Origin of the sequence: Neorhizobium alkalisoli (genome assembly GCF_002968635.1) — a bacterium.
Lineage (GTDB): Bacteria > Pseudomonadota > Alphaproteobacteria > Rhizobiales > Rhizobiaceae > Neorhizobium > Neorhizobium alkalisoli.
Genome location: NZ_PVBN01000011.1, coordinates 144,571 through 170,324, shown reverse-complemented (window position 1 = coordinate 170,324; position 25,754 = coordinate 144,571). Strand labels below are relative to the sequence as shown.

At 61.1% G+C, this 25,754-nt stretch carries 25 protein-coding genes; 17 read left to right on the top strand and 8 right to left on the bottom strand.

What is annotated here, in order from left to right:
- Positions 1 to 221: 221 nt before the first annotated feature.
- The gene (locus C5L13_RS22135; RefSeq protein WP_105385430.1) at positions 222 to 1,175 is read right to left on the bottom strand and encodes a helix-turn-helix domain-containing protein; all 954 of its coding nucleotides are present in this window, start codon (positions 1,173 to 1,175) and stop codon (positions 222 to 224) included.
- A gap of 404 nt (positions 1,176 to 1,579) precedes the next feature.
- On the opposite strand from C5L13_RS22135, the gene C5L13_RS22130 reads away from it, so the two are divergent.
- The 4 genes from C5L13_RS22130 to C5L13_RS22115 all read left to right on the top strand — a co-directional run bounded on the left by C5L13_RS22130 (position 1,580) and on the right by C5L13_RS22115 (position 5,996).
- On the top strand, positions 1,580 to 2,464 hold the full coding sequence (locus tag C5L13_RS22130; RefSeq protein ID WP_105385429.1) for a sugar phosphate isomerase/epimerase family protein: 885 nt from the start codon (positions 1,580 to 1,582) through the stop codon (positions 2,462 to 2,464).
- 90 nt (positions 2,465 to 2,554) lie between these two features.
- Positions 2,555 to 3,748, top strand: coding sequence for an ROK family transcriptional regulator (locus tag C5L13_RS22125; RefSeq protein ID WP_158693507.1), 1,194 nt, complete (start codon positions 2,555 to 2,557; stop codon positions 3,746 to 3,748).
- Positions 3,745 to 4,728 (top strand): tagatose kinase, encoded by a 984-nt coding sequence (locus tag C5L13_RS22120; RefSeq protein WP_105385428.1) that lies wholly within the window; start codon positions 3,745 to 3,747, stop codon positions 4,726 to 4,728. The genes C5L13_RS22125 and C5L13_RS22120 overlap by 4 nt, the downstream gene beginning before the upstream one ends.
- Positions 4,725 to 5,996: a D-tagatose-bisphosphate aldolase, class II, non-catalytic subunit gene (locus C5L13_RS22115; RefSeq protein ID WP_105385427.1), complete on the top strand. Its 1,272-nt coding sequence runs from the start codon at positions 4,725 to 4,727 to the stop codon at positions 5,994 to 5,996. The genes C5L13_RS22120 and C5L13_RS22115 overlap by 4 nt, the downstream gene beginning before the upstream one ends.
- 118 nt (positions 5,997 to 6,114) lie before the next feature.
- Here the strand turns inward: C5L13_RS22115 and C5L13_RS22110 are convergent, their stop codons facing one another.
- The 4 genes from C5L13_RS22110 to tauA form a co-directional block, all read right to left on the bottom strand.
- Entirely contained in the window at positions 6,115 to 6,717 is a 603-nt protein-coding gene (locus tag C5L13_RS22110) for an RBBP9/YdeN family alpha/beta hydrolase (protein ID WP_105385426.1), read from the bottom strand.
- 85 nt (positions 6,718 to 6,802) lie between these two features.
- Positions 6,803 to 7,657, bottom strand: coding sequence for an ABC transporter permease subunit (locus C5L13_RS22105; RefSeq protein WP_105385425.1), 855 nt, complete (start codon positions 7,655 to 7,657; stop codon positions 6,803 to 6,805).
- Positions 7,654 to 8,445, bottom strand: a complete 792-nt coding sequence (locus C5L13_RS22100; RefSeq protein WP_105385424.1) for a taurine ABC transporter ATP-binding protein — start codon at positions 8,443 to 8,445, stop codon at positions 7,654 to 7,656. Before C5L13_RS22100 ends, C5L13_RS22105 begins: the two co-directional genes overlap by 4 nt.
- Before the next feature lie 54 nt (positions 8,446 to 8,499).
- Positions 8,500 to 9,525 (bottom strand): taurine ABC transporter substrate-binding protein, encoded by a 1,026-nt coding sequence (gene tauA, locus C5L13_RS22095; protein WP_105385481.1) that lies wholly within the window; start codon positions 9,523 to 9,525, stop codon positions 8,500 to 8,502.
- 325 nt (positions 9,526 to 9,850) lie between these two features.
- Between tauA and ssuD the strand changes: the two genes are divergently transcribed.
- The 5 genes from ssuD to C5L13_RS22070 are packed head-to-tail and all read left to right on the top strand — an operon-like array spanning position 9,851 to position 14,842.
- Complete coding sequence (gene ssuD, locus C5L13_RS22090; protein ID WP_105385423.1) at positions 9,851 to 11,023, top strand: FMNH2-dependent alkanesulfonate monooxygenase; 1,173 nt, start codon at positions 9,851 to 9,853, stop codon at positions 11,021 to 11,023.
- A 52-nt stretch (positions 11,024 to 11,075) separates the two neighbouring features.
- Positions 11,076 to 12,080, top strand: coding sequence for an ABC transporter substrate-binding protein (locus C5L13_RS22085; RefSeq protein ID WP_105385422.1), 1,005 nt, complete (start codon positions 11,076 to 11,078; stop codon positions 12,078 to 12,080).
- Positions 12,081 to 12,083: 3 nt separating this feature from the next.
- A complete protein-coding gene (locus tag C5L13_RS22080; RefSeq protein ID WP_105385421.1) occupies positions 12,084 to 12,890 on the top strand; it encodes an ABC transporter ATP-binding protein in 807 nt (268 codons plus the stop codon).
- Positions 12,883 to 13,719 carry an ABC transporter permease gene (locus tag C5L13_RS22075; protein WP_105385420.1) on the top strand — a complete coding sequence of 279 codons (837 nt, stop codon included), beginning with the start codon at positions 12,883 to 12,885 and terminating at the stop codon, positions 13,717 to 13,719. Before C5L13_RS22080 ends, C5L13_RS22075 begins: the two co-directional genes overlap by 8 nt.
- Positions 13,720 to 13,771: 52 nt before the next feature.
- A complete protein-coding gene (locus C5L13_RS22070) occupies positions 13,772 to 14,842 on the top strand; it encodes an LLM class flavin-dependent oxidoreductase (protein ID WP_105385419.1) in 1,071 nt (356 codons plus the stop codon).
- Between the two features lie 64 nt (positions 14,843 to 14,906).
- Here C5L13_RS22070 and C5L13_RS22065 read toward each other — a convergent pair whose 3' ends face one another.
- Complete coding sequence (locus C5L13_RS22065) at positions 14,907 to 15,671, bottom strand: FadR/GntR family transcriptional regulator (RefSeq protein WP_105385418.1); 765 nt, start codon at positions 15,669 to 15,671, stop codon at positions 14,907 to 14,909.
- A 285-nt stretch (positions 15,672 to 15,956) separates the two neighbouring features.
- Here C5L13_RS22065 and dgoD point away from each other — a divergent pair, with 285 nt between their 5' ends.
- The 8 genes from dgoD (at position 15,957) to C5L13_RS22025 (ending at position 24,228) form a co-directional block, all read left to right on the top strand.
- Complete coding sequence (gene dgoD, locus C5L13_RS22060; protein WP_105385480.1) at positions 15,957 to 17,105, top strand: galactonate dehydratase; 1,149 nt, start codon at positions 15,957 to 15,959, stop codon at positions 17,103 to 17,105.
- A 147-nt stretch (positions 17,106 to 17,252) separates the two neighbouring features.
- Entirely contained in the window at positions 17,253 to 18,272 is a 1,020-nt protein-coding gene (locus C5L13_RS22055; protein ID WP_105385417.1) for a TRAP transporter substrate-binding protein, read from the top strand.
- Between the two features lie 177 nt (positions 18,273 to 18,449).
- Positions 18,450 to 18,956 carry a TRAP transporter small permease gene (locus C5L13_RS22050; protein ID WP_105385416.1) on the top strand — a complete coding sequence of 169 codons (507 nt, stop codon included), beginning with the start codon at positions 18,450 to 18,452 and terminating at the stop codon, positions 18,954 to 18,956.
- Between the two features lie 21 nt (positions 18,957 to 18,977).
- Entirely contained in the window at positions 18,978 to 20,258 is a 1,281-nt protein-coding gene (locus C5L13_RS22045; protein WP_105385415.1) for a TRAP transporter large permease subunit, read from the top strand.
- A gap of 67 nt (positions 20,259 to 20,325) precedes the next feature.
- Complete coding sequence (locus C5L13_RS22040; protein ID WP_105385414.1) at positions 20,326 to 21,099, top strand: SDR family oxidoreductase; 774 nt, start codon at positions 20,326 to 20,328, stop codon at positions 21,097 to 21,099.
- Positions 21,100 to 21,138: 39 nt separating this feature from the next.
- Positions 21,139 to 22,170 carry an L-idonate 5-dehydrogenase gene (locus C5L13_RS22035; RefSeq protein ID WP_105385413.1) on the top strand — a complete coding sequence of 344 codons (1,032 nt, stop codon included), beginning with the start codon at positions 21,139 to 21,141 and terminating at the stop codon, positions 22,168 to 22,170.
- A 41-nt stretch (positions 22,171 to 22,211) separates the two neighbouring features.
- A complete protein-coding gene (locus C5L13_RS22030) occupies positions 22,212 to 23,414 on the top strand; it encodes a mandelate racemase/muconate lactonizing enzyme family protein (RefSeq protein ID WP_105385412.1) in 1,203 nt (400 codons plus the stop codon).
- 331 nt (positions 23,415 to 23,745) lie between these two features.
- Positions 23,746 to 24,228 (top strand): cupin domain-containing protein, encoded by a 483-nt coding sequence (locus C5L13_RS22025; protein ID WP_105385411.1) that lies wholly within the window; start codon positions 23,746 to 23,748, stop codon positions 24,226 to 24,228.
- A gap of 138 nt (positions 24,229 to 24,366) precedes the next feature.
- On the opposite strand, the gene C5L13_RS22020 is transcribed toward C5L13_RS22025, so the two are convergent.
- Both C5L13_RS22020 and C5L13_RS22015 read right to left on the bottom strand, forming a co-directional pair.
- Positions 24,367 to 25,290, bottom strand: a complete 924-nt coding sequence (locus C5L13_RS22020) for an NADP-dependent oxidoreductase (protein WP_105385410.1) — start codon at positions 25,288 to 25,290, stop codon at positions 24,367 to 24,369.
- The gene (locus C5L13_RS22015; protein ID WP_105385409.1) at positions 25,290 to 25,745 is read right to left on the bottom strand and encodes an ester cyclase; all 456 of its coding nucleotides are present in this window, start codon (positions 25,743 to 25,745) and stop codon (positions 25,290 to 25,292) included. Before C5L13_RS22015 ends, C5L13_RS22020 begins: the two co-directional genes overlap by 1 nt.
- Between the last annotated feature and the right edge of the window lie 9 nt (positions 25,746 to 25,754).

Here is a 25,754-nt window from a genome sequence, read left to right as displayed (position 1 = left end):
GCCTTGGCACCGCTTGCGGCCTCTGACCGGCAAGCACGTTCCCACGCCCGACATGTGTCGGTTCCTCCCGTGGTCCGGCAGCACGGCTCCTCCCGGCTTCCGGACACGGTTCGCCTTTTAGCGATTGCGATCTCCGGGTTGCTTGCCGGCTTCGCTCCAATTGGCGTGAAAGAAGCTTAGTGCTGGTCTTTTTGGTCCGCCACGCGTGGTTTGCCGGTGACCTATACTTTTTCGCCGGCCGCCATGCTGGCGGAATAGGCACGGATGTCCCGAAAGGGATCGCTTCGCGCCTTCGTGCCGATCTTGTGCGCATTGCGCCGGTAATCGGTGGGCGTGCGCCCGCAGATTTTAAAAAACTGCCTGTTGAAATTAGCGATATTGTTGAACCCGACCTCGAAGCAGATCTCGGTGATCGGACGATAGGTCTGGGTGAGCAGCGAGCAGGCCGCATAGATGCGCGCAAGAATCACGTAACGCGCGAAGGTATGACCGGTGTGACGCTTGAAAAAGCGCGAAAAGGCTTGCGGCTCAAGGCCGCAGATCTTTGCGACCGAGGCCAGATTGATATCGTCGCTATAGTGCTCCAGCACATAGCGCATGGCGACGTCCAGCTCATGCGGCAGTTCCATCTCAGCGGAGGGTGGCGCAAGGCGCGACAACCTGCGTCGATCGGCTGGATCACGCGCCAGGGCGATCATCAGCTGCAGGAAGAGCAACACGCGCTCGGCGCCATGGGCCGACCCCATCTGCGCCAGCAGCCGCCGGCCTGCAAGCGCCGTTGCGCCAGAAAATTGCACACCGTAGACGGCGTCCTCATAAAGCGGCTTTATCGTGCCGAGCTCGGGACAAAAAGAGGCCACGCGATCGGCCCATTCAGGGGTAAACTGGATCAGCATGTCACGATTGCGGATCAGTTTGCCGGGCTCGATATCGCTGACCCAATTGTGCGGCACATTCGGTCCGGTCAGCACCAGGCAGCCTGGCTCGAATTCGCCGATATAGTCACCCACCATCATGACGCCGGTAGTCGCACGGGTGAGGTGCAGTTCGTATTCTGGATGATAATGCCATTTCGCCCGGAAGAAGGGATAGTCATGCATGTTCCAGCGAAAGGATTCTGCTGGCGGGCAGATGATCATTTCGAAATCGGGTACGATCCGCAAATCGGCTTTCATGGAAATAACCTCCTCCCGACATGCAGGCCGTGACCCCTCAGGCCACCACGCCGGCATGCGCACCAAAGAGCTGTTCGTGTGGTCGGGTTCCCTTAGCTAGCTATAGCTCGAGCGAGCGAGCCCCTTAGTTCACGGTGCGCCCGCCTTCCGTTGGCGCTATCTTCCGCCTTATATGTTGCTTGAAAAAACAAATTAGTTCATTTGGAAAACCTGTCAATACCCATCTGCCGATCACGGGACTCAAGTCCGAAGCGAACCGGAATCGGCAATTTTCAGGCGAAAGACAGGCATTTGCTCGCAATGGTATCGGATGCTCAATCGCTGCAGGGCATGAATCTGCTTGACAGCTCCGGCGGATTCATTATTTGTTGCGCAATGCAACATACTAGCTTCTAGGGGAAGAAATGGGCCGGTTAGGTATTCATTCTTTCGTGTGGACGGGCGGACAAACTCAATCCATGCTTGAGGAAGCGATGGAGAAATCTGTTTCCTGTGGTTACAACCTGATTGAATTTGCCTATCTGCGACCGGAAAAATTCGATCTCGACGCCCTCGCCAAGCGGGCGGCGGCGCTAAAGCTAGATATCGCCGTCACCATGGGCCTTCCCTTCAGCCACGACGTGTCGAGCGAAGATGCGCAGGCGGTAAAAGCCGGCGAAGATATGCTGGCCGACGCCGTTCGCGCCGTCCGTGACATCGGCGGGAGCAAACTTGGCGGCATCCTCTATTCCGCTCACGCGAAATACGCCCGGATGCCCACCAAAAATGGATGGGACAACAGCGTTGCGGCCATTGCCAAGACGGCTGACCTTGCCCGGTCCGCAGGCATCGACCTCGTTCTCGAGGTGGTGAACCGTTTCGAGACCAATCTTCTCAACACCACTGCCCAGGGTCTCGCCTTCATAAAGCAGGTAGGTTCCGAGCGTGTGCGGCTGCACCTCGACACCTTTCACATGAACATCGAGGAGGCCAATCCGGCGGCTGCCATCCGGCTTGCGGGTGACAAGATCGGCTATTTCCATATCGGCGAAAGCAACCGCGGCTATCTTGGCGACGGCGTCATCAATTTTGATCTGATATTCGATGCGTTGCTTGATATCGACTACCAGCGCGACATCACGTTCGAATCCTTCTCAGGCGCCGTTGTCGACGAAGGTTTGTCGCTTGCCTGCGCAATATGGCGCGACACCTGGACCGAGAACATGCCGCTCGCGCAGCACGCGAAACAATTCATCGACCTCAAGATGGGCGAGGCCAAACGCCGGCGCGCCACCGTTGCGCGGCCGTGACGACGGAAGGTGTGGGAAGCCCCAGTCCGATGAAGGTCGGGCCAGTCATGTCGTGTCAGTGCCGGCGACGAGAGGCAAGGAGAACCGCCCGTGAATGAAGTGGGTCCAATCGCATCTCCGAGCGGGATCCGCCAGCGCAATGAGCTCGCGGCGATGCGAGCGCTTTATCGTCACGGCCGCCTGAGCAGGGCGGAGCTTGCGCGCATTTTAGGCCTCAATCGCTCCTCGTCCGGCCATATCATCGCCGCTCTAACTGCCGATGGCCTCGTCCGCGAGGTGGGAACTGCCGAGCAGGCGCAGACTACTCACGCGGGCCGGCCGGGCATCATGCTCGAACTTACCTCCGGAGCCGCCTTTTTTCTCGGCATCGAGATCGGCGTGGAACACATCACGGTGGTCGAGGTCGATCTCGCCTGCCGCATTGTCAACAACCGCATGGAGCCCTTCGACGGTCCTTCTGTCGATGTCGAAACTGCAGTTTCGCGCGCGATCACGCTTGCCTTCGACACATTGCCGCCCGCGCACCGCAGTCGCTGCGAAGGGTTGGGGGTCGCCGTGCCGGCGCAAATGGACCGCCAGGGGCTGATCAATGTAGCCCCCCTGCTCGGATGGCAGAACATTCAGCTCGCCGATCTTGTGCGTGCGGCCGTGCCGGCACAAATGCCGGTCATGGTCGAGAATGACGCAAACGCCTTTGCGACCGGCGCCAGCTACGGTGCTCGGGAGGCCCATTCGGGGGTTACACTCTATCTCGTCATGGAGAGCGGCGTGGGCGGCGGCATCGTCGTTGATGGGACCGTGTTCAGAGGCGCGCGGGGGCTTGCCGGCGAGATCGGACATTTGCGCGTCAATGGCTCCGACGCCCCGGACCGCAGCCTTGAAAGCGTTCTCGGGCTGGAATGTATCCTGCGCGCCTATCGCGCGGTTTCAACGCAATCGGAACCGAACTTCGCGACTTTTCTGGCTGATGTACGCGACCGCGTTCCAGGCCCCGTCGCCATTGCGGAAGACTGGGCGCGCACTTTGGCTTACGGCCTGATCCAGGCCGGAAGGATCATCGATGCCGATAGGGTCGTGCTGGGCGGTTCAGTCGCCGCACTCTATCCACTGATGGCGGCGCGCGTCCTGCATCACATTCGCTCCATGCAGGAGGAGAGCTTTCCGATGCCTGTGATCGAAACAAACGACGATGAGACTGTGGGGCCGGCCTTCGGCGCTGCGTGCATGCTTCACCAGCGCTATCTCTTGACCGACAGCTCGCGCCTTGCCGAGGACGCTGCATGACACGAACCGGGCTTGCCCTCGACACCCTCGGACCGACGATAACGATCGGCGAGATTCTCGTCGAGATCATGGCTGTGGACCGCGGCACAGGCTTCCTGGAACCGATCACGCTCATTGGCCCCTATCCTAGCGGAGCGCCTGCCATCTTCATCGACCAGTGTGCCAGGATCGGAGGGTCGGCCGGCATCATCGCCTGCGTGGGCGACGACGATTTCGGCCGCGTCAATGTCGCGCGGCTTCGCGCAGACGGCGCCGATGTCTCGGCCATCTCTACTGACCCGGACTTTCCGACCGGCAGCGCCTTCGTGCGATATCGAAATGACGGTTCGCGCGATTTCGTCTTCAACATTGCAAAATCCGCCGCCGCGAAGATCGATCTTACCTCTGCGGGGCGTGCACTGATTGATCGGTCGGGCCATCTGCATGTCATGGGAACCGCCTTTGCGATACCTGGCGCTGCCGAGATCATCCAGCACGCGATCGCGGTGATCAAGGAGCGCGGCGGGACTATCTCCTTCGATCCGAATGTCCGTAAGGAGTTGCTGGGCGATGCGGAAACGCACGCACGTTTCGCAAGACTCGTCGATATCGCCGACCTGATCCTCCCCTCGGGAGAGGAGCTGTTCGTCGCCGCTGGCGTCGAGGACGAAGGCGAGGCGATCCGTGCATTGCTCGGCCGCAACGCCAAAGAAGTGGCGCTCAAGCGCGGCGCGGGCGGCTCCACCGTCTTCACCCGCGAAGGCAGACGTATCGACTGCCCGGCCTTCTCGGTCGAGGAAGTCGATCCGACCGGGGCGGGAGACTGCTTTGGTGGCGCCTATGTGGCGTGCCGCCGGCTCGGCATGCCGATCGAGCAGGCACTCCTCTATGCCAACGCCGCCGGCGCCCGCAATGTAACAGTCAGGGGGCCGATGGAGGGCGCGGGCACTCTGGCTGAACTCGACGCTTTCATCGCCACGACGCCGGGACGCAGGTCATGATATCCGTTCTTCACAACCTCGCCCGCAGCCGACGCATGGGCGGCCCCGCGGGCATCACTTCCGTGTGCTCAGCTCATCCGATCGTGATCCGCGCTGCCCTTCGGCATGCGGTTGGCCGCGACGGCGCGGTGCTGATCGAGGCAACCTGCAACCAGGTCAACCAGTTCGGCGGATACACCGGGCTGAAGCCCAGTGACTTTGTGGCACTGGTGGAACAGATCGCCAGCGAGGAGGGCCTGCCCTGGGAGAAGGTTATCCTCGGAGGCGATCATCTTGGCCCAAATCCATGGCGTGGAGAAGCCGCCGAGGTCGCGATGGCGAAGGCGGAAGACCTGGTCGCCGCCTATGTCGATGCCGGCTTCCGCAAGCTCCACCTCGATACCTCTATGGGTTGCGCGGGCGAACCGACGGCGCTTGACGATACCATGACCGCCGGGCGCGCGGTAAGGCTGGCGGCTGTGGCGGAACGGTTCGCGACCTCGGCGAATAGTAAGCCTGTCTATGTGATCGGCACCGAAGTGCCGCCACCCGGCGGTGCCCATCACGTGATCACCGCGCTCGAACCTACCGGCGTCGAAGCAGCGCGAAAGACAATTGCACTACACCGGACGCGGTTTGAGGAGGCAGGTCTGGGCGAAGCCTTCAGCCGGGTGCTGGCGCTCGTGGTTCAGCCCGGAGTCGAATTCGGCAATAAAAATGTCATCGTGTACGACCGGGCCGCGGCGCGATCCCTTTCGGCGCTGCTCGAAGAGGAGGCAGCAATCGTCTATGAGGCCCATTCGACTGACTACCAGGGCGCGGACGCGCTTCGTGAACTCGTCGAGGACGGGTTCGCCATCCTCAAAGTCGGGCCGGAATTGACCTTCGCGCTCCGCGAGGCGCTCTACGGCCTCGATCTGATCGCCAGCGACTCCGTGGCCGGCTATCCCAGCCGAAACCTCATGGCCGTGATGGAGGCGCTGATGAGGGAGTATCCCGGCCACTGGGCTGGTCACTACTCCGGCTCGGAGGCCGAGCAGCATATCCTGCGCCACTATTCCTATTCCGATCGTATTCGCTATTACTGGAACCACCCCGCGGCGGAAGCTGCCGTCTTGCGGCTTACGGAAGCGCTCGTCAGCAGAATCATCCCCGCACCTCTTTTCCGACAGCATCTGCCCCGTTTGGCAAGGTATGCCGGAACACCGCTCAATCCGCAGGAATTGCTGATTGACGCCGTGCGGGCCGTCCTCGACGAATACCAGAGCGCCCACGAGCGCCGCCGATAACGGCACACCATCGGCAATGTACCAGCTGCGCATGCTTTCCACCCCTCGGTCGTTCCAATGCCGGTCGAACGCGCGACAAGACAACCTGGGACCCGGTAGGGCATAGCACCGATGGCGCTCATAGAGATGTTTGCGCCCCCGCCCTTGTCGCAGGGAGGACTCTTTGTGAAAGCGACCGCGGCTGGCCGGCCGAACGGATCAGTCGTTCGAAGATGCGATATCCTTCAGCCCAATGTCCGAAGCCGCTTGCTATATTGATATGGCCGGCAAAACCGATTGTCATGAGTTCACTGCCCCAACTGCGGACATGGCGCTCGAGATCGGGCAAACTCATATAGGGATCGTTGAGGCTACCGACCACGAGGCTCGGGAACGAGAGGCGCTGCAAGGGCTCCTCGCCGAACTCTATCATGCAGGGATGAAGCCGGAGGGTGACGGCGAGGGAACAGGGCGCGACCAGCAGGGCACCGCGGATCTTATGGGCAGCCGCACGGTTGGCATAGCTCGCCGCGAGCAGGCATCCGAGGCTATGGGCAACCAGGAAGGCGCCTTCGACCTGCGAAAGCGCCCGATCGAGTTCCGCCTGCCAGTCATCCAGAACAGGGCAGCTCCAATCCTCCTGCTCCACCACCAACGCATCCGCACCATCCCTCGCCCAATGGCGCTGCCAGTGCCCCTCCGGAGAACCGTTCAAGCCAGGCAGAATCAAAGTGGGGAACATGGTCTCCTCCAGAATAACTTAGCCACCAACATCAAGTCGCGCCGGCAGAACCTCAAGCAGGCGGAGGGGTGAGCCATGTCCACGGTCAGCTCTTGCCCTTCCAAGGAACAAGCACCCGCTCGAAAAGTCTAACCGCTGCGCCGAACGCGAAAGCGCAAGCGGCGATGATGGCGATGCCGACGAACACCACATCCGTGGCAAGAAACTGCGAGGCAGACATGATCATGTAACCGATGCCCCTGTTGGAAGCGATGAGCTCCGCCGCCACCAGCGTGCTCCAGCCGACGCCAAGCGCAATCCGGATTCCTGTCAGGATTTCCGGGAGCGCGGTTGGCAGGACGATGTTGAGGAACAGGCGGAATCGGCTGGCGCCAAGCGATCGCGCCGCATTCACCCGCTCGATCGGCAGGGAGCGGACACCGGCCTGAGCGGACAGGCAGATCGGCGCAAACATTGCCAGCACGAGAAGCGTGATCTTCGATGTCTCGCCGATCCCCAGCCAGATGATCATCAGCGGGAGATAGGAAAGCGGCGGCAGCGGCCAGTAGAACTCGATCGGCGTGTCTAATATACCCTTGGCCCAGCGGTTCAATCCCATCAGCAGACCAAGCGGAATGCCGAGCGAGATCGCGATCACAGCCGCGAGGACAATCCGGAACAAACTTGCGGACAGGTGTTCGCCGAGGGAGGCGCCCGCATAACCGTCGCGCAGAACGATGTTGAACTGCTTCAGGACTTCGCCCGGCGTCGGCAGGAACAGTCTAGGGACGACTGCGAGTTCGGTTATGCCCCACCAGATGGCGATGAGGGCCGCCGCCGTTGCCAGGCTGATGAGCAGCGTTGGCTTGCTGCCGACCCCGAAGCTTTTCATCCGCACGGTTTTCGGTGCAATTCTCGACGCATCCGCTGACACCGCTCCAGCATGCAAGACTTCGCTCATTCCGCCGCACTCCTGATGTCATGCGCGCCATGCAGCAGCGCGCGGATTTCTTCCCGCAGGTTCGTAAATTCGGGCGACGCCTTGATCTCCCTGGCATCGTTGCTTTCGGCAAAGCGGTTGACGAAATCGAGGTCAAAACGCGCGACAATCCGCCCGGGTCGCGGTGACATGACGATCACCTGCGTGCCAAGGAACAACGCCTCCTCGACCGAGTGGGTGATGAAAAAGACGCGTTTGCCGGTCTTTTTCCACACCGATACAAGGAGCTCCTGCATCTGTTCGCGCGTCAGGCTGTCAAGCGCCCCGAATGGCTCGTCCATCAGCAGGATGTCCGGCTCGGTTGCGAGCGCCCGGGCAATACCGACCCGCTGGCGCATGCCGCCCGACAGTTCGTAAGGAAACGCATTGGCGAAATCGGCAAGCCCAACCAGCTTCAGGAGTTCGGCGGAACGCCTGTGCTGCTCGAGCTTCGGAATGCCCGCGAACTTCAGTCCCAGCGCGACATTGTCGATGACGTTCTTCCACGGAAGAAGCGTGTCCTTCTGGAAGACCACACCGCGGTCGGCGCCAGGCCCGACAACCGATTTTCCGTTCAGCGTGATGACGCCGTCCGAAAGCGGCAGAAAGCCGGCAATGGCATTGAGAAGCGTCGACTTCCCGCAGCCGGAGGCGCCGAGCGCCACGACGAAGCCGTTGTCCGGAATATCGAGGGACACACGGTCAAGGGCATGAACGATACGGCCGTCGTCGGCCTCGAAGTGAACGCTGGCGTGGTCGACCTTCAGCATGGCAGAGCTTTCCTGTTGGGCGCCGGCGCCTTGTGGACGCCAGCGCTTGGGGCGTCAGTTGCTGGCACCGGACAGAGCATCCGCCGTGACGAAGGCGGCATAGCTCGGCAGCACTTCGGAGACCTTGCCCTGGTCCTTCAGGAACTGCGCCGTGTCCTTGAGAATCTTGGCCGCACCGGACTTCTCGCCGCCGCCCAACCAATCGGAAGAGGCCTGAACGTCGGGAGTCAGGAGATTGAGGTTGCTCAAGGCTGCCGCATGCTGCTCCGGCTTGCCGCCGAGGAGCTTGGCGAGCTGCTTGGCGTTATCGCTCTCAGGCCCCCAAGCCGCCTTGTCCTTCGCAAAAGACCCGTAATACTTGTTAACGACCGTCGCGAAGCTTTTCAGGAAATCCGGGTTCGTGTCGGCGAACTTCGAGGCGGCCACCCAGGCGGAGAAGGTTGGAGCGCCCTTTTCGGCGACTTCCTTCGACGTCACCAGGACCTTGCCGTTCTTCTTCAGTTCAGTCAGGGCGGGATCCCAAACAAAACCACCGTCCAGATCGCCGCGGTTGAAACCGGCGACGATATCTGGCTGCGGAATGGCGAACACCTGAACATCCTTCTCGCTTAAACCCAACGACTTGATCAGCGCCAACAACTGATAGTGGTCGGTAGAGACCGGCGCAGCGGCAAGCTTCTTGCCCTTCAAATCCGCCAGCGAGCCAATGCCGGAGCCATTGCGCACGACGAGTGCTTCATCGATGCCCGAGATGGAGGAAAGATAGAATGCCTTTACTGCAAGACCCCGCGAGGCCGCCGCGGCGAAGGGGCTGGAGCCGACATAACCCACCTGAACATCACCAGATGCGATCGCAGCAAAGATTTCCGCGCCGGAATTGAACTTCCTGAAGTCGATGTCGTATCCGCTCGCTTCGGCAAATTCACCATTGGCGATTGCCACCGACGACGGCAGGGCATCGGTCTGGTAGGCCACGACGACCTTCTTGTCGGCTGCGGCTGCGGCTGCGCCGGCACCTGCCCCCGCGGAAAGTGCGACAAACCCGGTAAAGGCTGCAGCTAGTAGTCGTTTCATATTCATATGACCCCCTGAGCCGACGAAATTGCCGGCAGTTGTTTTCCACGCTGCAACCATAGGGGAGGTTCGCATCATCAAGGAGAAATAAGCTACCAATTTTATAGTTTTTGAGAGATTTTTCGCCGACGGAAGACGTGTTTTACGAGCCTCTGATCGCGCCGAGAGCTTCAGGGGGATTGCTGATTTCCCGCCATCCTGGAACATGGTTCGCCAAATGCCGCTGTTGCTTAGTCATCGGGTGGCGAGCACGTAGGCATAAGAGAATAATCTTTCTTCTCTATCGACTTGGTCGTCTTTAGCCTTTCTCCTGGAATTCAGGGAGAAATATATGGATATCGACGGGCTTGCCGAACCGCTGAACTTTTTCTGGTTCATCCCCACGCATGGGGATGGCACCTATCTCGGCACCGAACGACTGAGCCGTCGTCCGGAGTTTCGCTATTTCAAGCAGGTGGCGGTTGCGGTTGATGAACTTGGCTTCGAAGGCGTTCTTTTGCCGACCGGCCAGTCCTGTGAGGATTCCTGGATTACCGCCACTGGGCTTTCGGTTGTCACCGAGCGGCTCAAATATCTCGTCGCGCTTCGGCCTGGCGTCACCTCGCCCACTTTTGCCGCACGCCAGACCGCCGCACTCGACCGCCTCAGCAACGGCAGGCTGCTGCTCAACGTTGTTGTGGGCGGCAATCCCGCGGAGCTTGCCGGCGATGGAATATTCCTCGGCCATGACGAGCGCTACGAGCAAGCTGGCGAGTTCCTCGACATATGGAAACGCCTGCTCGGCGGCGAGACCGTCGATTTCAAGGGAAAGTATTACGAACTCAAGGGCGCGCGTTCGGACTTCCCGCCAGTCGGTCGACCGCATCCTCCACTTTATTTCGGCGGCTCCTCGGAGGCCGGCCAGGATCTCGCGGTCAATGCCACCGACATGTATCTCACCTGGGGCGAACCGCTGGATCAGGTGAAAGAGAAGATCGAGGCCGTGCGTGCCAAGGCAGCAAAGGCCGGCCGAAAGATCCGCTTCGGCATGCGTATCCACTTCATCGTCCGAGAGGACGAAGAGGATGCCTGGCGCGCCGCCGACCGGCTGATCAGCAACATTTCCGATGAGCAGATCGAGCGCAGCTGGCACCGCTTTCAAAAGGAAATGGATTCCGTCGGCCAGCGCCGGCAAGCAGCTCTCCACGGTGGCCGCCGCGACAAGTTGCTGGTCGCTCCGAATCTTTGGGCCGGGGTCGGCCTGGTGCGGACCGGGGTCGGCACCGCGCTGGTGGGTACGCCCCAGCAGGTAGCGGAACGGCTACGCGAATATCAGGCGCTCGGCATCGATACCATCATCGGCTCCGGTTATCCCCACCTCGAAGAGGCCTATCGCGTCGGCGAACTCCTGTTCCCGCTGCTCGGCATCGACAAGAACCGCCGCCAGGGCCTGCGCGACAGCGTCGCCAACGAATTTTCAGTCGGCGACTACGGCGGCTCGAAACTCGCCAACGTCGCCGGCTGATCCTTGCAGCACATTCAAAACCTTCACATCGCTCCTTCTGAAAGGTCGATCCATGCTTAGATCCTTGAAACTCGCCGCTGCCGCTACCCTTGCGCTAACGGCGCTTGTACCCTCGACCACCGCTTATGCCGAAGGCATTATCCGCATATCTCAGCAGTTCGGCACCCTTTACCTGCCGCTGCACGTCATTCGCGACCAGAACCTGATCGAAAAGCACGCCAAAGCACTCGGCCTCAACGACGTGAAGGTCGAGTGGGCGCAGCTTTCGGGGGGTGATGCCATCAATGCCGCGCTGCTCTCCGGCTCGATCGATATTGCAGCGGCCGGAATCGGTCCGTTCCTGACGCTCTGGGATCGCACGGATGGCGCAGTGAAGATCGTCGCCGGCCTTGCCAACCAGCCGAACTATCTCGTGACAAACAATCCGGACATCAAATCGCTCAAGGACTTCAAGGCGACCGACAAGATTGCTCTTCCGGCGGTCGGAGTTTCGGTCCAGGCCCGCATCCTGCAGATCGCGGCTGAGAAGGAATTCGGCAAGGGTAACCAGAACAAACTCGACAACAACACCGTTACGCTCGCGCATCCCGATGCCACGGCGGCCCTACTGTCCGGCTCGACGGAGATCACGGCTCATGTCTCCAACACGCCGTTCCAGGAGCAGGCGCTGAAGGATCCGAAAATCCACAAGGTCTTCTCGTCCTATGACGTTCTCGGCGGGCCGGTGACGCCGACCTATCTCTACACGACGACAGACTGGCACGAGCAGAACCCAAAGACCTTTCAAGCTTTCTTTGAAGCCGTGAAGGAGGCGAGCGCCTGGATCGAGGCCAACAAGAAAGCAGCTGCGGAAACTTATGTCCGGATCGAGAAGTCCAAACTTGAAGCCAGCTTCGTCCAATCGTTGATCGAAGCGCCTGAGAACAAGTTCACGGTCGTACCGTCACGTTCCTTCGCCTTTGCAGACTTCCTCTACCGAACCGGCGCGATCAAGAAGAAGGCCGAAGGCTGGAAGGACTATACGTTCGACGAACTGCACAACGAAAGCGGAAGCTGATCGATGCTGGCACGAGACCCTCTCAAGGCCGCCGTGTTCGAGGTCAACCGGCTTACTCTCGATTACCCGACTTCCAAGGGGACCGTCCGCGCGGTGGACGACGTTTCCTTCCGGGTCGGCGAGGGAGAGCGGCTCGTACTTCTCGGCCCCTCCGGATGCGGGAAGTCATCAATCCTCAAAGCAGTAGCGGGCTTTTTAAAGCCCGCTACTGGCACGATCAAGGTTCGCGGCCGGGAAGTCAAAGGTCCCGGTCCGGACCGCATCGTCGTATTCCAGGAATTTGACCAGCTCCTGCCCTGGAAGACAGTGCGCCAGAACGTCGAATTCCCGCTGCGTATGGCGAGCAAGCTGTCGCGGGCGGAAATCCGGGAGCGCACGGAGGCGACGCTCAGAAAAGTCGGACTCGAACGCGCGCTCGATAGTTATCCGCACACACTTTCGGGCGGTATGAAGCAGCGCGCCGCGATTGCGCGCGCACTCGTCACCGACGCCGACGTGCTGCTGATGGATGAGCCCTTTGCAGCCCTCGACGCACTCACCCGCAGCCAGCTCCAGGGCGAACTCCTCGATCTTGCCGAGGAACTGGGCTTCACGCTGCTCTTCGTCACTCACTCGATAGAGGAGGCGATCCTCATCGGTACCAAGTTGCATCTCTTGAGCCCGCATCCGGGCCGGACGATCACCAGCCTGGATACCCATGAATTCGGCCGCGAAGATGTCGGCAGCGCCCGCCTCGAAACGCTGACGCGCGAGGTTCACGACCTCCTCTTCTCCCCGAAGATTCGCAGCGAGGTGCTTGAAGATGTCTGATTTCTCTCTGCCCGTTGCGCCGGAGAAGACCGCGGTGTTCGTCCGGGTCCGGGAATTTCTCTGGAATTCGGCTCTTGTTCGCAAGGTCCTGGTGCTGGCCTTGCTCGCCCTCGTGTGGGAGCTTGCGGCCCGATACAGCGCCAAGCCGATCCTGTTTCCCACCTTCACGGCAACCATGGCCGCGCTTTGGGAGGCGGTAACGGTCGAGAACCTGCTCGTCTCCTCCTGGGCATCGCTTTTCGTGCTTCTCAAGGGATATGTCATCGCCGTTTTACTGGCTTTCGTGTTCGTGTCGCTGGCGGTCGTCAGCCGCTTCGTGCGCGAACTCCTGCAGACGCTGATTTCGATGTTCAATCCGTTACCCGCCATCGCGCTGCTGCCAGTCGCGATGCTCTGGTTCGGACTTGGCGAAAAGAGCCTGCTCGTCGTTCTCGTCCATGCGGTACTCTGGCCCTTTGCGCTCGCCACTTTGACCGGCTTCGAAAGCGTGCCGGAAACCCAGCGTCTTGTTGGCCGCAATTATGGACTGCGCGGACCATCCTATGTGATCCGCATCCTGATTCCGGCAGCCCTGCCCTCGATCCTCTACGGCATGAAGATCGCCTGGGCGTTTGCGTGGCGCACGCTGATCGCAGCCGAACTCGTCTTCGGCGTCAGTTCATCGAGCGGCGGCCTCGGCTGGTTCATCTTCCGCAACCGCAACGAGCTCTTCACCGATAAAGTCTTCGCCGGCCTCGCTATGGTGATCATCATTGGTCTTTTGGTGGAGGGAATTGTCTTCCGCCTGGTGGAGGCGGTCACGGTGCGCCGCTGGGGCATGCAGCGATAGCGCCGCATGCCCTCATCACCTCCATTCCATCTAGAAAGACGCTGGCGAAAGAATGAGCAGCAAATCCGAATTCCTCTGGTATATCCCGAACGACGTCAAAGCTGGGCACCGCGGAGATGTCGCCGTCGATCACCACAATAGCCTGGAGACCTTGACGGCACAGGCCAAGGCTCTTGAAGATCACGGCTGGAAAGGTGCGCTCATCGGCACTGGTTGGGGCCGGCCCGACACGTTCACCGTTGCAGCCGCCCTCGCTGCGCGGACCACACGTTTCGAGCCACTCATCGCTGTACGTCCCGGCTATTGGAGGCCGGCGAATTTCGCTTCCGCGGCAGCCACACTGGATCACCTCAGCGGCGGACGGGTGCGGGTCAATGTCGTTTCGGGTTTGGACGACCTTGCCGCCTACGGCGACAGCGAGGGTGACCAGGCGGATCGTTATGCCCGCACGAAGGAGTTCATGCGGCTGGTTCGGCGATTGTGGACCGAGGAGAACGTCACCTCTACCGGCAACCACTTTCAGGTGGCAAATTCCACGGTCGCGCCTCGACTTGAAACCCGCGGCGACCGGCGGCATCCGAAACTCTATTTCGGCGGGGCATCGCAAGCGGCAGAAAAAGTGGCGGCAACCGAAGCGGACGTTCAGCTCTTCTGGGGCGAACCGCTCGATGGAGTAAGAGAACGGATCCAGCGCCTGAAAACCCTCAGCCAGGAGCTTGACCGGGATTTGCCGCCGTTGGAATTCGGCCTGAGGATCACGACGCTGGTGAGAGATACGACCGAGCAGGCCTGGGCCGATGCGGAGGCAAAGGTTGCCAAAATGGCCGAAGGCCAAGCCGGCAGCTGGCACGACCACCGTCGCGCAATGGCTGTCGGCCAGCAGCGGCTCTTCGATCTGCACACCCGTGGCGAGGTGCTTGACGACAATCTTTACACCGCGCCCGGCAAGTTTGGCGGCGGCGGCGCCGGCACCACCTGGTTGGTCGGCTCTGCAGCGGACGTCGCCCGTTCGCTCCGCAAATATGGAGAGCTAGGCATTACCCATTTCGTCCTTTCCGACACACCCTATCTGTCCGAGATAAAGCGGCAGGGCGAACAGTTGCTCCCGCTGTTGCGGGATTGATCCATCTCCTAGGCCCATAGCGGCATGGCCAACAGCGAATGAACCAGAGCGGCGCCCGATGCCGTCACGAAACCGGCGTTGTGCCCTTGCCCAGCTGAAGTGCCTCGCTCAGTTCCCGCCGCGCGCCGGCGACCAGGGTCTCCATGGCGCGCCGGGCACCTTGCGGGTCACGCATGCGGATAGCCTCAAGGACTGCCCGATGGACGCCGAGGGCGTATTCATGTGATTGGCTCGCCCGGTTGGTGATGCGAAAGCTTGCAAGCAGGGCCGCACCGATAGCCGCTGCGAACTGGCGATATACCCAGTTGCCGGAAGCATTGATGATCGCGGTGTGGAACTGCAGGTCGGCCTGGCTCCAGGCGTCCGTATAGCGGGAATGGGCCGCGACCATCTCGTCGAACGCCTCCGCGATAACCATGATCTGTCTCGTGGTCGCATTGATTGCGGCCGCCTCCGCCGCGGCCGGCTCCAGCACCATGCGCGCATCGACAAGCGACTGATAGAATCGCTCGTCCTTCGGATGCCTCATCGCCGCGTCGAGTACGATGGGGTCGAGATAGTTCCATTGATCCCGCGGCAGGACGATCGTACCGCCACGCGTGCGCGACCGCACCATGCTCTGCGCCACCAGATGCTGCATCGATTCCCGCAGTGTCGTGCGGCTGACGCCATAGAGCTCCTGGAGATCGGCTTCGTTGGGAAGCGTCGATCCTTCCGCAATCTCGCCGGAAACGATCCGGTCTATCAGCATATGGAGCAGGTTATCCTTGACGGGTCGCCGGCCCCCTTTTTCCCGCTTATGCGCGTTCGCTCTCCCAGACTCCGCCATTCAGCTCCATCCCTGGCAATCCTCAAGCTCATTCCATAGACGAAATGTCCCAAAAGATAAATCGCATTTAAATTGACAATAAATACGATTTATTTTAGATGACAAGCTGAGGTGCCGGAGGAGACCCGTACCCCGTAAGCTGATGACCCTGCCTTCGTTGCAGACCGACGTGCCGCCGCCTTGGATGCGAGCGCGACCGGAACCGTCATGCTTTTCGGGAACGAACGTTTCTGGCAGCACGGAAACGAATTCACCGGCCGAAGGCCGGGTGGCGAGTTGAAACGAATGAAGATCACGAAGCTGACCACCTATATCGTCCCGCCCCGCTGGCTGTTTCTGAAGGTCGAAACGGACGAAGGTGTTGTCGGCTGGGGCGAACCGGTCGTCGAAGGACGTGCGCTGACGGTGCAGGCGGCCGTGCATGAACTCGAAGACTATTTGATCGGCAAGGATCCGTTCCTGATCGAGGATCACTGGAACGTCATGTACCGCGGCGGTTTCTATCGCGGCGGCGCGATACACATGAGCGCCATCGCCGGCATCGACCAGGCGCTCTGGGACATCAAGGGCAAGGCGCTCGGGGTACCGGTCCATTCGCTGCTCGGCGGCCAAGTACGCGATCGTATCAAGGTCTATTCCTGGATCGGCGGCGACCGCCCTTCGGACGTGGCGCGCAACGCCAAGGACGTCGTCGCCCGCGGCTTCAAGGCGATCAAGCTCAACGGCTCCGAGGAGATGCAGATCGTCGACACCAACGAAAAGGTGGACAAGGCGGTCGAGACCATCGCCATCATCCGCGAGGCGGTCGGCCCGCATATCGGCATCGGCGTCGATTTCCACGGCCGCATCCACAAGCCGATGGCCAAGGTCATGGCCAAGGAACTCGAACAGTTCAAGCTGATGTTCATCGAGGAGCCGGTTCTTTCCGAAAACCGCGAGACCCTGAAGGAAATCGCCAACCATTGCTCGACCCCGATCGCACTTGGCGAACGGCTCTACTCCCGCTGGGATTTCAAGCAGGTCCTGTCGGACGGTTATGTGGACATCATCCAGCCGGACCTCTCCCATGCCGGCGGCATCACCGAATGCCGCAAGATCGCGGCGATGGCCGAAGCCTATGACGTGGCGCTGGCGCCCCATTGCCCGCTCGGACCGATCGCGCTCGCCGCCTGCCTGCAGATCGACGCCGTCAGCTACAACGCCTTCATCCAGGAACAGAGCCTCGGCATCCACTACAACAAGACGAACGACATCCTGGACTACATCGTCAACAAGGATGTCTTCGCCTATGCGGACGGCTTTGTCGGCATTCCGCAAGGTCCCGGTCTCGGTATCGAAATGGACGAGGAATACGTCATCGAGCGCGCCCGCGAAGGCCATCGGTGGCGCAATCCCGTCTGGCGCCACGAGGACGGCAGCGTCGCCGAGTGGTGAGACGACGCGGGCCTGGATCTCCGGCCCGAAGAGATTGAGGCGGCGTCGCGAGGCGACGCCTTCGATGCCGGACAGATCACGGGGTGATAGTCCGGAAGGGGGGTGGGGAGACCACCGTTTTTAACTGGAACCGAAGGGAGAGGTCCAATGAAAAGCAGAATGATGAAGCTGGCAGGCGCCTTCGCACTCGCGATGGTCGCCACTGCCGCGGCCGGCACGGTCGCTAGCGCGCAGGAATTCAAGGCAAAGCTTGGTCACGCCATGCCGCAGGAGCATCCGCAGGCCGTCGCGCTCAACAAGTTCGCGGAACTTGCCGGTCAGTACACCAACGGCCGCGTTAAGATCACCGTCTACCACGGCAGTATGCTCGGCGGCGACGACAAGATGCTGCAGTCGACCCAGAGCGGCACGCAGGAAATGTTCTACGGCTCGCTCGCGCCGATCGCCGGCAAGATCAAGGAAGTCCAGGTCTTCGACTTCCCCTTCCTGTTCGGCAACATGAAGGAAGTCGACGCGGTCTTCCTCGGCCCGATCGGTCAGAAGCTGATGGCAAAGCTCGATCCGCATAACCTGCATGGCGTTGCCTGGGGCGAGACCGGCTTCCGCCAGCTCTCCAACAACAAGCATGAAGTCAAGACCGCCGACGACATCAAGGGCCTGAAGGTTCGCGTCATGCAGAACCAGGTCGCCCTCGACAGCTGGAAGGCGATCGGCGCAAACGCGCTGCCGATGTCTTACGCGGAAGTCTTCACCGCGCTCGAAACCGGCGCGCTGGACGGTCAGGAAAATCCTTACATCCACATGTACGCCAACAAGATCTACGAAGTTCAGAAGTTCGGCACGACGACCAATCACGTCTACACGCCGTGCATACTCGTCACTTCGAAGAAGTTCTGGGAACAGCTGACGCCTGCCGATCAGGAAGCGATCGTCAAGGCTGGCAAGGAAGCCATGATCCACCTGCGCAAGCTGATGGATGAAGGCAATGCCAAGGTCGTCGCCGATCTCGAATCCCAAGGCATGAAGGTCGAGGCCCTCCCGGAGGCGGAACTCGCCAAGCTGCGCGCCGCCACCCAGCCGGTCATCGAGAAGTACAAGCCGGTCGTCGGCGCGGAACTCGTCGACGAGATTCAGGCAACGATCACCAAGGTTCGCGCCGAGAAGTAATTCCCGCGCGGCATCGGTTCGGCCTTGACCCTCCCGGGAAGGCCGAACCATCCCATCTTTCTCGAGCAGTTCCGCTTTTCTGCGAACGCGAAAATGCTCTAACTCTTTGTTTTACCGCATTTCCGGACGCAAAAACGCTTTGCACTTTTGCTGGAAATGCTCAATGGGGGGACGCCCATGATTTCCCGCATTCTGTTCGGCACACTCGAAAAACTGCTCATGCTCGCGCTCGCGCTGATGGTCATCATGATTTTCGGCAATGTCGTGCTGCGCTATGGCTTCAATTCCGGCATTACGGAGTCGGAAGAACTGTCGCGTTTCGTTTTCGTCTGGCTGATCTTCATCGGCGCTTTCCTGACGCTGCGCGATCGCGCTCATCTCGGCGTCAACAGCCTGGTGCGGGCCATGTCGTTCAAGGCGCAACGCCTCGTGCGCATCGGCGGTGATATCGCTACGCTGGTCTGCTGCTACCTGCTCGGCCTCGGCGCCTGGCGCCAGACCGTCGACAACCTGGAGAATTATTCGCCCGTTGCCGGCATTCCGCTCGGCTGGGTGTATTTCTCCTGCGTGCTGTGCTGCATCGGCATGGCCATCCTTCAACTTCGTTCGATCTTCGACGTCGCGACCGGCCGGATTCCCGATGAGGAAATCTTCGCCAGCAACGCCGACGGTCTGGTCGAATAAGCCGCGAAGGGGACAACTCGCATGACTATTCTTGTTTTTGTCGGCTCACTTTGCGGAGCGATGCTGCTCGGCATCCCGGTTGCCTTTTCGCTGCTGATCTGCGGCGTCGTCCTGATGATGCATCTGGACATTTTCGACGTCCAGATCCTGGCCGAGAACGTGCTCGACGGCGCCAACAACTATCCGCTGATGGCCCTGCCCTTCTTCGTGCTCGCAGGCGAAATCATGAACGCGGGCGGCGTTTCCAAGCGCATCGTCGGTGTGGCGATCGCGGCTGTGGGACACTTTCGCGGCGGCCTCGGCTATGTGGCGGTTTTCGCAGCGCTCATCCTTGCCGCGATCTCCGGCTCGGCGATCGCCGATTGCGCGGCACTTGCAGCAGTCGTCATCCCGCTGATGCGGCGCTCCGGCTATCCGGTGCCGCTGTCAGCCGGCCTCATCTCGTCCGCCGGCATCGTCGCGCCGCTCCTGCCGCCGTCGATCCCCTTCGTGGTCTTCGGCGTCGCGGCCGAACTCTCCGTCACCAGGCTGTTCATGACTGGCATCGCGCCGGGCCTGATGATGGCCGCTACCCTGATGGTGACCTGGTATTTCTATGCCCGCAAGACGCCATCCATGGCATCCGACCAGAAGTTCGAACTTCCGCGGCTCCTGAGCGCGCTGAGGGAAGGCATTTGGGCACTCGTTCTCCCGGTGATCATCATCGGCGGCATGAAGACCGGTATCTTCACCCCCACCGAAGCCGGCGTCGTTGCCGTCGTCTATTCGTTCGTCATCGGCATGTTCGTCTATGGGGAATTGAAGATTTCCGTCATGCCGTCGCTGCTGCTTCAGGCGGCGAAGACGGCAAGCACGATCATGTTCCTGGTCGCCGCCGCCTATGTTTCGGCCTGGCTGATCACGGTCGCCAACATTCCCCAGGAAATCGGCGAATCGCTTGCGCCATATATGGAGAACAAGACCCTCTTCATGTTCATGCTGATGGTCATCGTCTTCCTGGTCGGCACCGCGCTCGACCTCACGCCGACGATCCTGATCCTCACTCCGGTCATGATGCCGCTCGTCAAGCAGGCCGGTATCGACCCCTACTACTTCGGGGTGATGTTCATGATGAACAATGCAATCGGCCTTATCACGCCGCCGGTCGGCACGGTTCTGAACGTCGTGTCGGGCGTGGCGCGTGTCGAACTCGATCAGGTCATCAAGGGCATGCTACCCTTCCTGGTGGCCTACACCGTGCTGCTGTTCACCTTCGTGATCTTCCCCGAGCTGATCACCGTGCCGGCAAGCTGGCTCCGCTAACCGCCGGAGGGCGGCCCTGCCGATGGGCTGCCCTCCCCCTCTTCTCCTCGTTTCGATGGCGAATCCAATGTCCTTCAAGCAGCTTTTCGATCTTTCCGGGCGCACCGCGCTCATCACCGGCTCCACTCGTGGCCTCGGCTTTTCCTATGCGGAAGGTCTGGCTGAAGCCGGCGCTCATGTGATCGTCAACGGCACACGCGCCGAAGGCGTGGCTGAAGCCGTGTCGAAACTCACAGCCAAGGGCCACAAGGTTTCTGGCCAGCATTTCGATGTCGGTAGCGAGGCCTCCATCGTCGAAGCCTTCGCCGCACTCGACGCCCAAGGCCTGGAGATCGATATCCTCATCAACAATGCCGGCATCCAGTTCCGCAAGCCGATGGTCGACCTCGGCGTCGAGGACTGGCAGAAGGTGCTGGACGTCAACCTCACCGGTTCGTTCGTCATCGCCCGCGAGGCGGCCAAGCGGATGATCGCACGGGGCCGCGGCGGCAAGATCGTCAACATTGCCTCGCTGACGAGCGCCGCCGGCCGCGCCACCGTGGCGCCTTACACAGCCTCCAAGGGCGCTATCACCGCGATCACCCGCACCATGGCGGTCGAATGGGCGCCGCACAACATCCAGTCCAACGCGATCGGTCCCGGTTACATCCTGACCGACATGAACCAGGCGCTGATCGACAACAAGGAATTCGACGCCTGGGTACGCGCCTCCAACCCAAGCGGCCGCTGGGGCAAGCCGGAAGAACTCGTCGGCGCGGCGATCTTCCTGTCGAGCTCAGCCTCCGATTACATCAACGGCCAGACGCTTTACGTCGATGGCGGCTGGCTCGCCCAGCTCTGATCGCCTGACCTCCCAAATTGAAATCGTAAGGAACTACCGATGAAAGCCGTCGTCATTCACAAGGAGCATGATCTCAGGATCGAGGAACGCAGCGTCGGCGAACCCCGACCGGGCGAAGTGCGTATCCGCCTGAGGGCTGGCGGCATCTGCGGCTCGGACCTCCATTATTACCACCATGCCGGTTTCGGTACGGTGCGCGTCCGCGAACCGATGATCCTCGGCCACGAGGCATCCGGAGAGATCGCCGCGATCGGGGAAGGCGTCACCAACCTTACCGTCGGCCAGCGCGTCGCCATTAATCCGAGCCGCCCCGGCGGCGATTGCGAATTCATGCGCGAAGGCCAGCGACAGCATGCCATGGACATGCGCTTCAACGGCTCGGCGATGCGCTTTCCGCATGTCCAGGGCCTGTTCCGCGAAGAAATCGTCGTCGAGGCTGAGCAGGCCGTGCCGGTTGCCGCCGACACGCCCTTCGAGGAAGCCGCCTGCTGCGAGCCGCTTGCTGTCTGCCTTCATGCGATCATGCAGGCCGGCTCGCTGGTCGGCAAGCGCGTGCTCGTGACCGGCACCGGCACAATCGGTTGCCTCACCATCCTCGCCGCCCGTTTCGCCGGCGCGACCGAAATCGTCGCAACGGACATTTCCAACTCGGCGCTGGAAATCGCCAAGGCAGTCGGCGCCGACACGGTATTCAACACCGCTGAGCGACCGGATGCTTTAGTCCCTTATGCCGAGGGCAAGGGCACGTTCCACGCAGTCTTCGAATGCTCCGGCAACGGCGCGGTCCTCGCCGGCCTTCTCAACGTCGTGCGTCCCCGCGGCACGATCGTCGCCGTCGGTCTCGGCAAGGAGGTCAGCTTGCCGATCAGTGCCATCGTCACCAAGGAAATCGTGCTCCGCGGCACGTTCCGCTTCGATGCCGAATTCGAGTGGGCGGCCAAGCTGATCGCCGAGCGCCGCATTGATGTGCGTCCGCTGCTGACTGCGCAAATCCCCATGGAACGCGCCGTCGAGGCCTTCGATCTCGCGACCGACCGCACGAAGTCGATGAAGGTCCATCTCGTTTTCTAATCCCGCCCCACCTATAAATCTCCACGTTCACGGAAAACGCCATGAAAATCACCGGCATCGAAACCGTCCGCATCGACGAGCGCGAAAACCTCCTCTGGGTTCTGGTCCACACGGACGAGGGCATTACCGGGCTTGGCGAGACCTTCTACGGCGTCCAGGCCGTCGAGGCGCACGTGCATGAATTCATTGCACCGCGCGTCATCGGCCGCGATCCGCTGCAGATCGACCTTCTGGCGCAGGACCTCGTCGGTTACATCGGCTTCCGCTCGTCTGGCGCGGAAGTGCGCGGCAACTCGGCTTTCGACATCGCGCTCTGGGATATTTTCGGCAAGGCGACCAACCTGCCGATCGCCCAGCTTCTCGGCGGCTTCACCCGCAGCGAGATCCGCACCTACAACACCTGCGCCGGCACGGAGTATGTCAAGCGCAACACCGGGCAGCAGACTGGCAATTACGGTCTTGGCGCCGGAACGAACTACGACGACCTGAACGGTTTTCTCTACAGGGCGGACGAGCTGGCGGAATCACTGCTGGAAGAAGGCATCACGGCCATGAAGATCTGGCCCTTCGATGCCGCCGCCGAAAAGACCCGCGGCCAGTATGTCTCGCTGCCGGATCTGAAGTCTGCGCTGCAACCGTTCGAAAAGATCCGCAAGGCCGTCGGCGACAAGATGGACATCATGGTCGAGTTCCACTCCATGTGGCAGCTCCTGCCCGCCATGCAGATCGCCAAGGCACTGACGCCCTATCAGACGTTCTGGCACGAAGACCCGATCAAGATGGACAGCCTGGCGGACCTGAAACGCTACGTCGACGTATCGCCCGCACCGATTTCGGCCTCGGAAACCCTCGGCTCCCGCTGGGCTTTCCGCGATCTGCTCGAAACCGGCGCAGCCGGCGTCGTCATGCTCGACATCGGCTGGTGCGGCGGCATTTCCGAAGCGCGCAAGATCGCCTCGATGGCGGAAGCCTGGCACCTGCCGATCGCCCCGCACGATTGCACCGGCCCGGTCCTGCTTGCGGCCTCGACACATCTTTCACTGAACGCGCCGAATGCCCTGATCCAGGAAAGCGTGCGCGCCTTCTATCGCACCTGGTATCGCGACCTCGTGACAGCGCTTCCGGAAGTGAAGAACGGCATGATCACGGTCCCGCCCGGCCCAGGCCTCGGCATGGAACTACACCCGGACCTCGACAAGAAATTCACGGTGATCCGCCGGGTCTCCGACGCAAAAGGTCTTTGATCTGGTCGCGGAGGCAGCTGAAGGTCTCAAGGGAAATGTCTCCTATGTGACACCAGATCGCTCAAGCATCTTCCTTAGCTTCGCTGTGATAGCCGAAGCCTGTCCGCACATATCGCGGGCACGCCGGAATACCTTTCTCCATCTACCGATGCTCGTTCGAATAGCGGGGTTGCGGCCCGTTCATCCCAGCCATGAAGCAGGCGAAACTCGCCAAGCAGGTCGGACCTGAACAATTAGCGAGGCACACGCCGGCAACCATTGTCATTGATCAGCGGCCATGTAAGCTTTGCCGATTAAGCCAGCTCGCCAGCAGACTAGAATCGAGAACAGAGTGACCCACGATCACGACGATCATCATCATGCGAATGACCATTGGCGGGAGAATGGCGTCAAGGTCATTCCCGGCAATTCGCTCGACCCGAATACCGCCCAGACGCCTGGCATGAACCGCGCCACCGCCATCAGCAAGGCGCGTGCCGGAGCGGAAAAGATCTGGGCAGGCACGGTGACGATACACGCCAACGCCAAGACAGGCGCCCATCATCACGGTGATCTCGAGAGCATCATCTATGTGGTCAAAGGCAAGGCCCGGATGCGCTGGGGCGAGCATCTGGAATATACGGCCGAAGCGGGTCCCGGCGATTTCATCTACGTACCGCCCTATGTGCCGCATCAGGAGATCAATGCCAGTCGCGATGAGACGCTGGAATGCGTCCTCGTCCGCTCCGGCCAGGAGCCGGTCGTCGTCAATCTCGATATCGAGCCGGTCGAAAAACCGGAAGACGTACCCTGGATCGACCCGATCCATCGTTGACTAAATGTGGATGATCAGGTGTGACCGCGGCAGCCGTCCCGACCTTAGTCGAGGCGGCTGTTTGAACCACTCGTAGCGGGGGCGATGAACCTCACAGCGTCTGTGCGGCGCGGCGTCCCTGCTCCTGCGAAAAGACCATCATGACACGTTCTTGAGGATGATCTTGCCCCGGGCTCGTCCGGTGGACTGATATTCGAACGCCTGAAGTGCGTCCTCGCCCGCCAGCAGCCGGTCGGTCAGCACCTCGACACCCCCTGCCACCTTCTCGACAGCGGTTGCAAGGCGGTCTGCATTCGAGCTGTGAAAGACGAAGGCGGCGCCGACGCCATGCGCCTTCGCGAGCGCTTCGTCTGGCGGAGCCACGGTCGAGGCAAGAAAGCCGCCGGTACGTAGCACCTCATACGACCGCGCTTGCGTCTCGCCACCGACCGTGTCGAGAACCACGTCAACGTCTTGCACCCGCTGCACAAAGTCCTCGTTGCGGTAGTCGATCACAATATCGGCTCCCAACCGCTCTGCGATGGCGATACCATCGCCCGAAGCGGTGGCGATCACGCGTGCGCCAGCTTGCCTGGCGAACTGAATGGCGAAGCTGCCGACGCCGCCAGCGCCTGCATGGACGAGCACCGTCTGCCCTTCACGAAGATGGGCGACCTCGAACAGAGCCTGCCAGGCGGTGCCTGCGGCCGTCGGGATGCCGGCAGCCTGCTCGAAGGTAATGACATCAGGCACGCGCACAAGTTGGTCTGCCGGCACGAGCGCGAACTCCGCCAACGCGCCGCCGCTTGTGGGAGTCGTTCGCGCCGCGATGCGATCGCCGACGCTCCAGTCTGTCACCTCGCCACCCAGCACCTCGACGGTGCCGCTTAGATCGGTCCCGAGCGTGTACGGGAATGCGAGCGGGAAGAACGCTTCCATGTTGCCGCGCTGAAGTTTCACATCAAGCGGGTTCAGGCTGGCCGCAACAACGCGCACCAGCACCTCGCCAAGCCCAGGCTGAGGCATTGCGACATTTTCAATGACGGGATCGACTTCATAGTCGTGGATGCGAAACGCCTTCATTACGTCTGCTCCCCAACGCCCATGGCGCCGACCTGATGCAGCCAGCCGAACCAGTCCTCCATGTGCCAGGTGTGGGTGATAAGGCCCTCCCGCACATGGTGGAAATCGTGGATGGGAAGCGTGAAGTGAGTGCCGGTCGGGGCGATGCCGAACCATTCGCCTTTATGGGTGCCGGTGATCTCGCCTCTTACACCGGCGCGACCTGGCTCACCGATCACTTCATGGATGGTAACGCGAGCATCGGGAAAAGCGGCGCTGAAGGCGCGGATCAGCGGCTTCATGCCCTCGCGGCCGGCTGCTTGTCCGGGCGCAAGCGGAATGTCATGCCAGTCTTCTGTCAGCGCCTCATCAAGCAGGTTGGGATCATGCTCGGAAAAGGCGCGATAAAGGGTCTCGACTGCGGCGCGATCGCGGTCTGTGAGACCACCGGATGCGGCGGTATTTTCGTGTGACATCGAATGTCT

What these genes read in the sequence shown, in the direction of transcription:
- C5L13_RS22135 (WP_105385430.1), bottom strand. Translation starts at nt 1,175, where the DNA reads ATGAAAGCCGATTTGCGGATCGTACCCGATTTCGAAATGATCATCTGC.
- C5L13_RS22130 (WP_105385429.1), top strand. Translation starts at nt 1,580, where the DNA reads ATGGGCCGGTTAGGTATTCATTCTTTCGTGTGGACGGGCGGACAAACT.
- C5L13_RS22120 (WP_105385428.1), top strand. Translation starts at nt 3,745, where the DNA reads ATGACACGAACCGGGCTTGCCCTCGACACCCTCGGACCGACGATAACG.
- C5L13_RS22115 (WP_105385427.1), top strand. Translation starts at nt 4,725, where the DNA reads ATGATATCCGTTCTTCACAACCTCGCCCGCAGCCGACGCATGGGCGGC.
- C5L13_RS22110 (WP_105385426.1), bottom strand. Translation starts at nt 6,717, where the DNA reads ATGTTCCCCACTTTGATTCTGCCTGGCTTGAACGGTTCTCCGGAGGGG.
- C5L13_RS22105 (WP_105385425.1), bottom strand. Translation starts at nt 7,657, where the DNA reads ATGAGCGAAGTCTTGCATGCTGGAGCGGTGTCAGCGGATGCGTCGAGA.
- C5L13_RS22100 (WP_105385424.1), bottom strand. Translation starts at nt 8,445, where the DNA reads ATGCTGAAGGTCGACCACGCCAGCGTTCACTTCGAGGCCGACGACGGC.
- tauA (WP_105385481.1), bottom strand. Translation starts at nt 9,525, where the DNA reads ATGAATATGAAACGACTACTAGCTGCAGCCTTTACCGGGTTTGTCGCA.
- ssuD (WP_105385423.1), top strand. Translation starts at nt 9,851, where the DNA reads ATGGATATCGACGGGCTTGCCGAACCGCTGAACTTTTTCTGGTTCATC.
- C5L13_RS22085 (WP_105385422.1), top strand. Translation starts at nt 11,076, where the DNA reads ATGCTTAGATCCTTGAAACTCGCCGCTGCCGCTACCCTTGCGCTAACG.
- C5L13_RS22080 (WP_105385421.1), top strand. Translation starts at nt 12,084, where the DNA reads ATGCTGGCACGAGACCCTCTCAAGGCCGCCGTGTTCGAGGTCAACCGG.
- C5L13_RS22075 (WP_105385420.1), top strand. Translation starts at nt 12,883, where the DNA reads ATGTCTGATTTCTCTCTGCCCGTTGCGCCGGAGAAGACCGCGGTGTTC.
- C5L13_RS22070 (WP_105385419.1), top strand. Translation starts at nt 13,772, where the DNA reads ATGAGCAGCAAATCCGAATTCCTCTGGTATATCCCGAACGACGTCAAA.
- C5L13_RS22065 (WP_105385418.1), bottom strand. Translation starts at nt 15,671, where the DNA reads ATGGCGGAGTCTGGGAGAGCGAACGCGCATAAGCGGGAAAAAGGGGGC.
- dgoD (WP_105385480.1), top strand. Translation starts at nt 15,957, where the DNA reads ATGAAGATCACGAAGCTGACCACCTATATCGTCCCGCCCCGCTGGCTG.
- C5L13_RS22055 (WP_105385417.1), top strand. Translation starts at nt 17,253, where the DNA reads ATGAAAAGCAGAATGATGAAGCTGGCAGGCGCCTTCGCACTCGCGATG.
- C5L13_RS22050 (WP_105385416.1), top strand. Translation starts at nt 18,450, where the DNA reads ATGATTTCCCGCATTCTGTTCGGCACACTCGAAAAACTGCTCATGCTC.
- C5L13_RS22045 (WP_105385415.1), top strand. Translation starts at nt 18,978, where the DNA reads ATGACTATTCTTGTTTTTGTCGGCTCACTTTGCGGAGCGATGCTGCTC.
- C5L13_RS22040 (WP_105385414.1), top strand. Translation starts at nt 20,326, where the DNA reads ATGTCCTTCAAGCAGCTTTTCGATCTTTCCGGGCGCACCGCGCTCATC.
- C5L13_RS22035 (WP_105385413.1), top strand. Translation starts at nt 21,139, where the DNA reads ATGAAAGCCGTCGTCATTCACAAGGAGCATGATCTCAGGATCGAGGAA.
- C5L13_RS22030 (WP_105385412.1), top strand. Translation starts at nt 22,212, where the DNA reads ATGAAAATCACCGGCATCGAAACCGTCCGCATCGACGAGCGCGAAAAC.
- C5L13_RS22020 (WP_105385410.1), bottom strand. Translation starts at nt 25,290, where the DNA reads ATGAAGGCGTTTCGCATCCACGACTATGAAGTCGATCCCGTCATTGAA.
- C5L13_RS22015 (WP_105385409.1), bottom strand. Translation starts at nt 25,745, where the DNA reads ATGTCACACGAAAATACCGCCGCATCCGGTGGTCTCACAGACCGCGAT.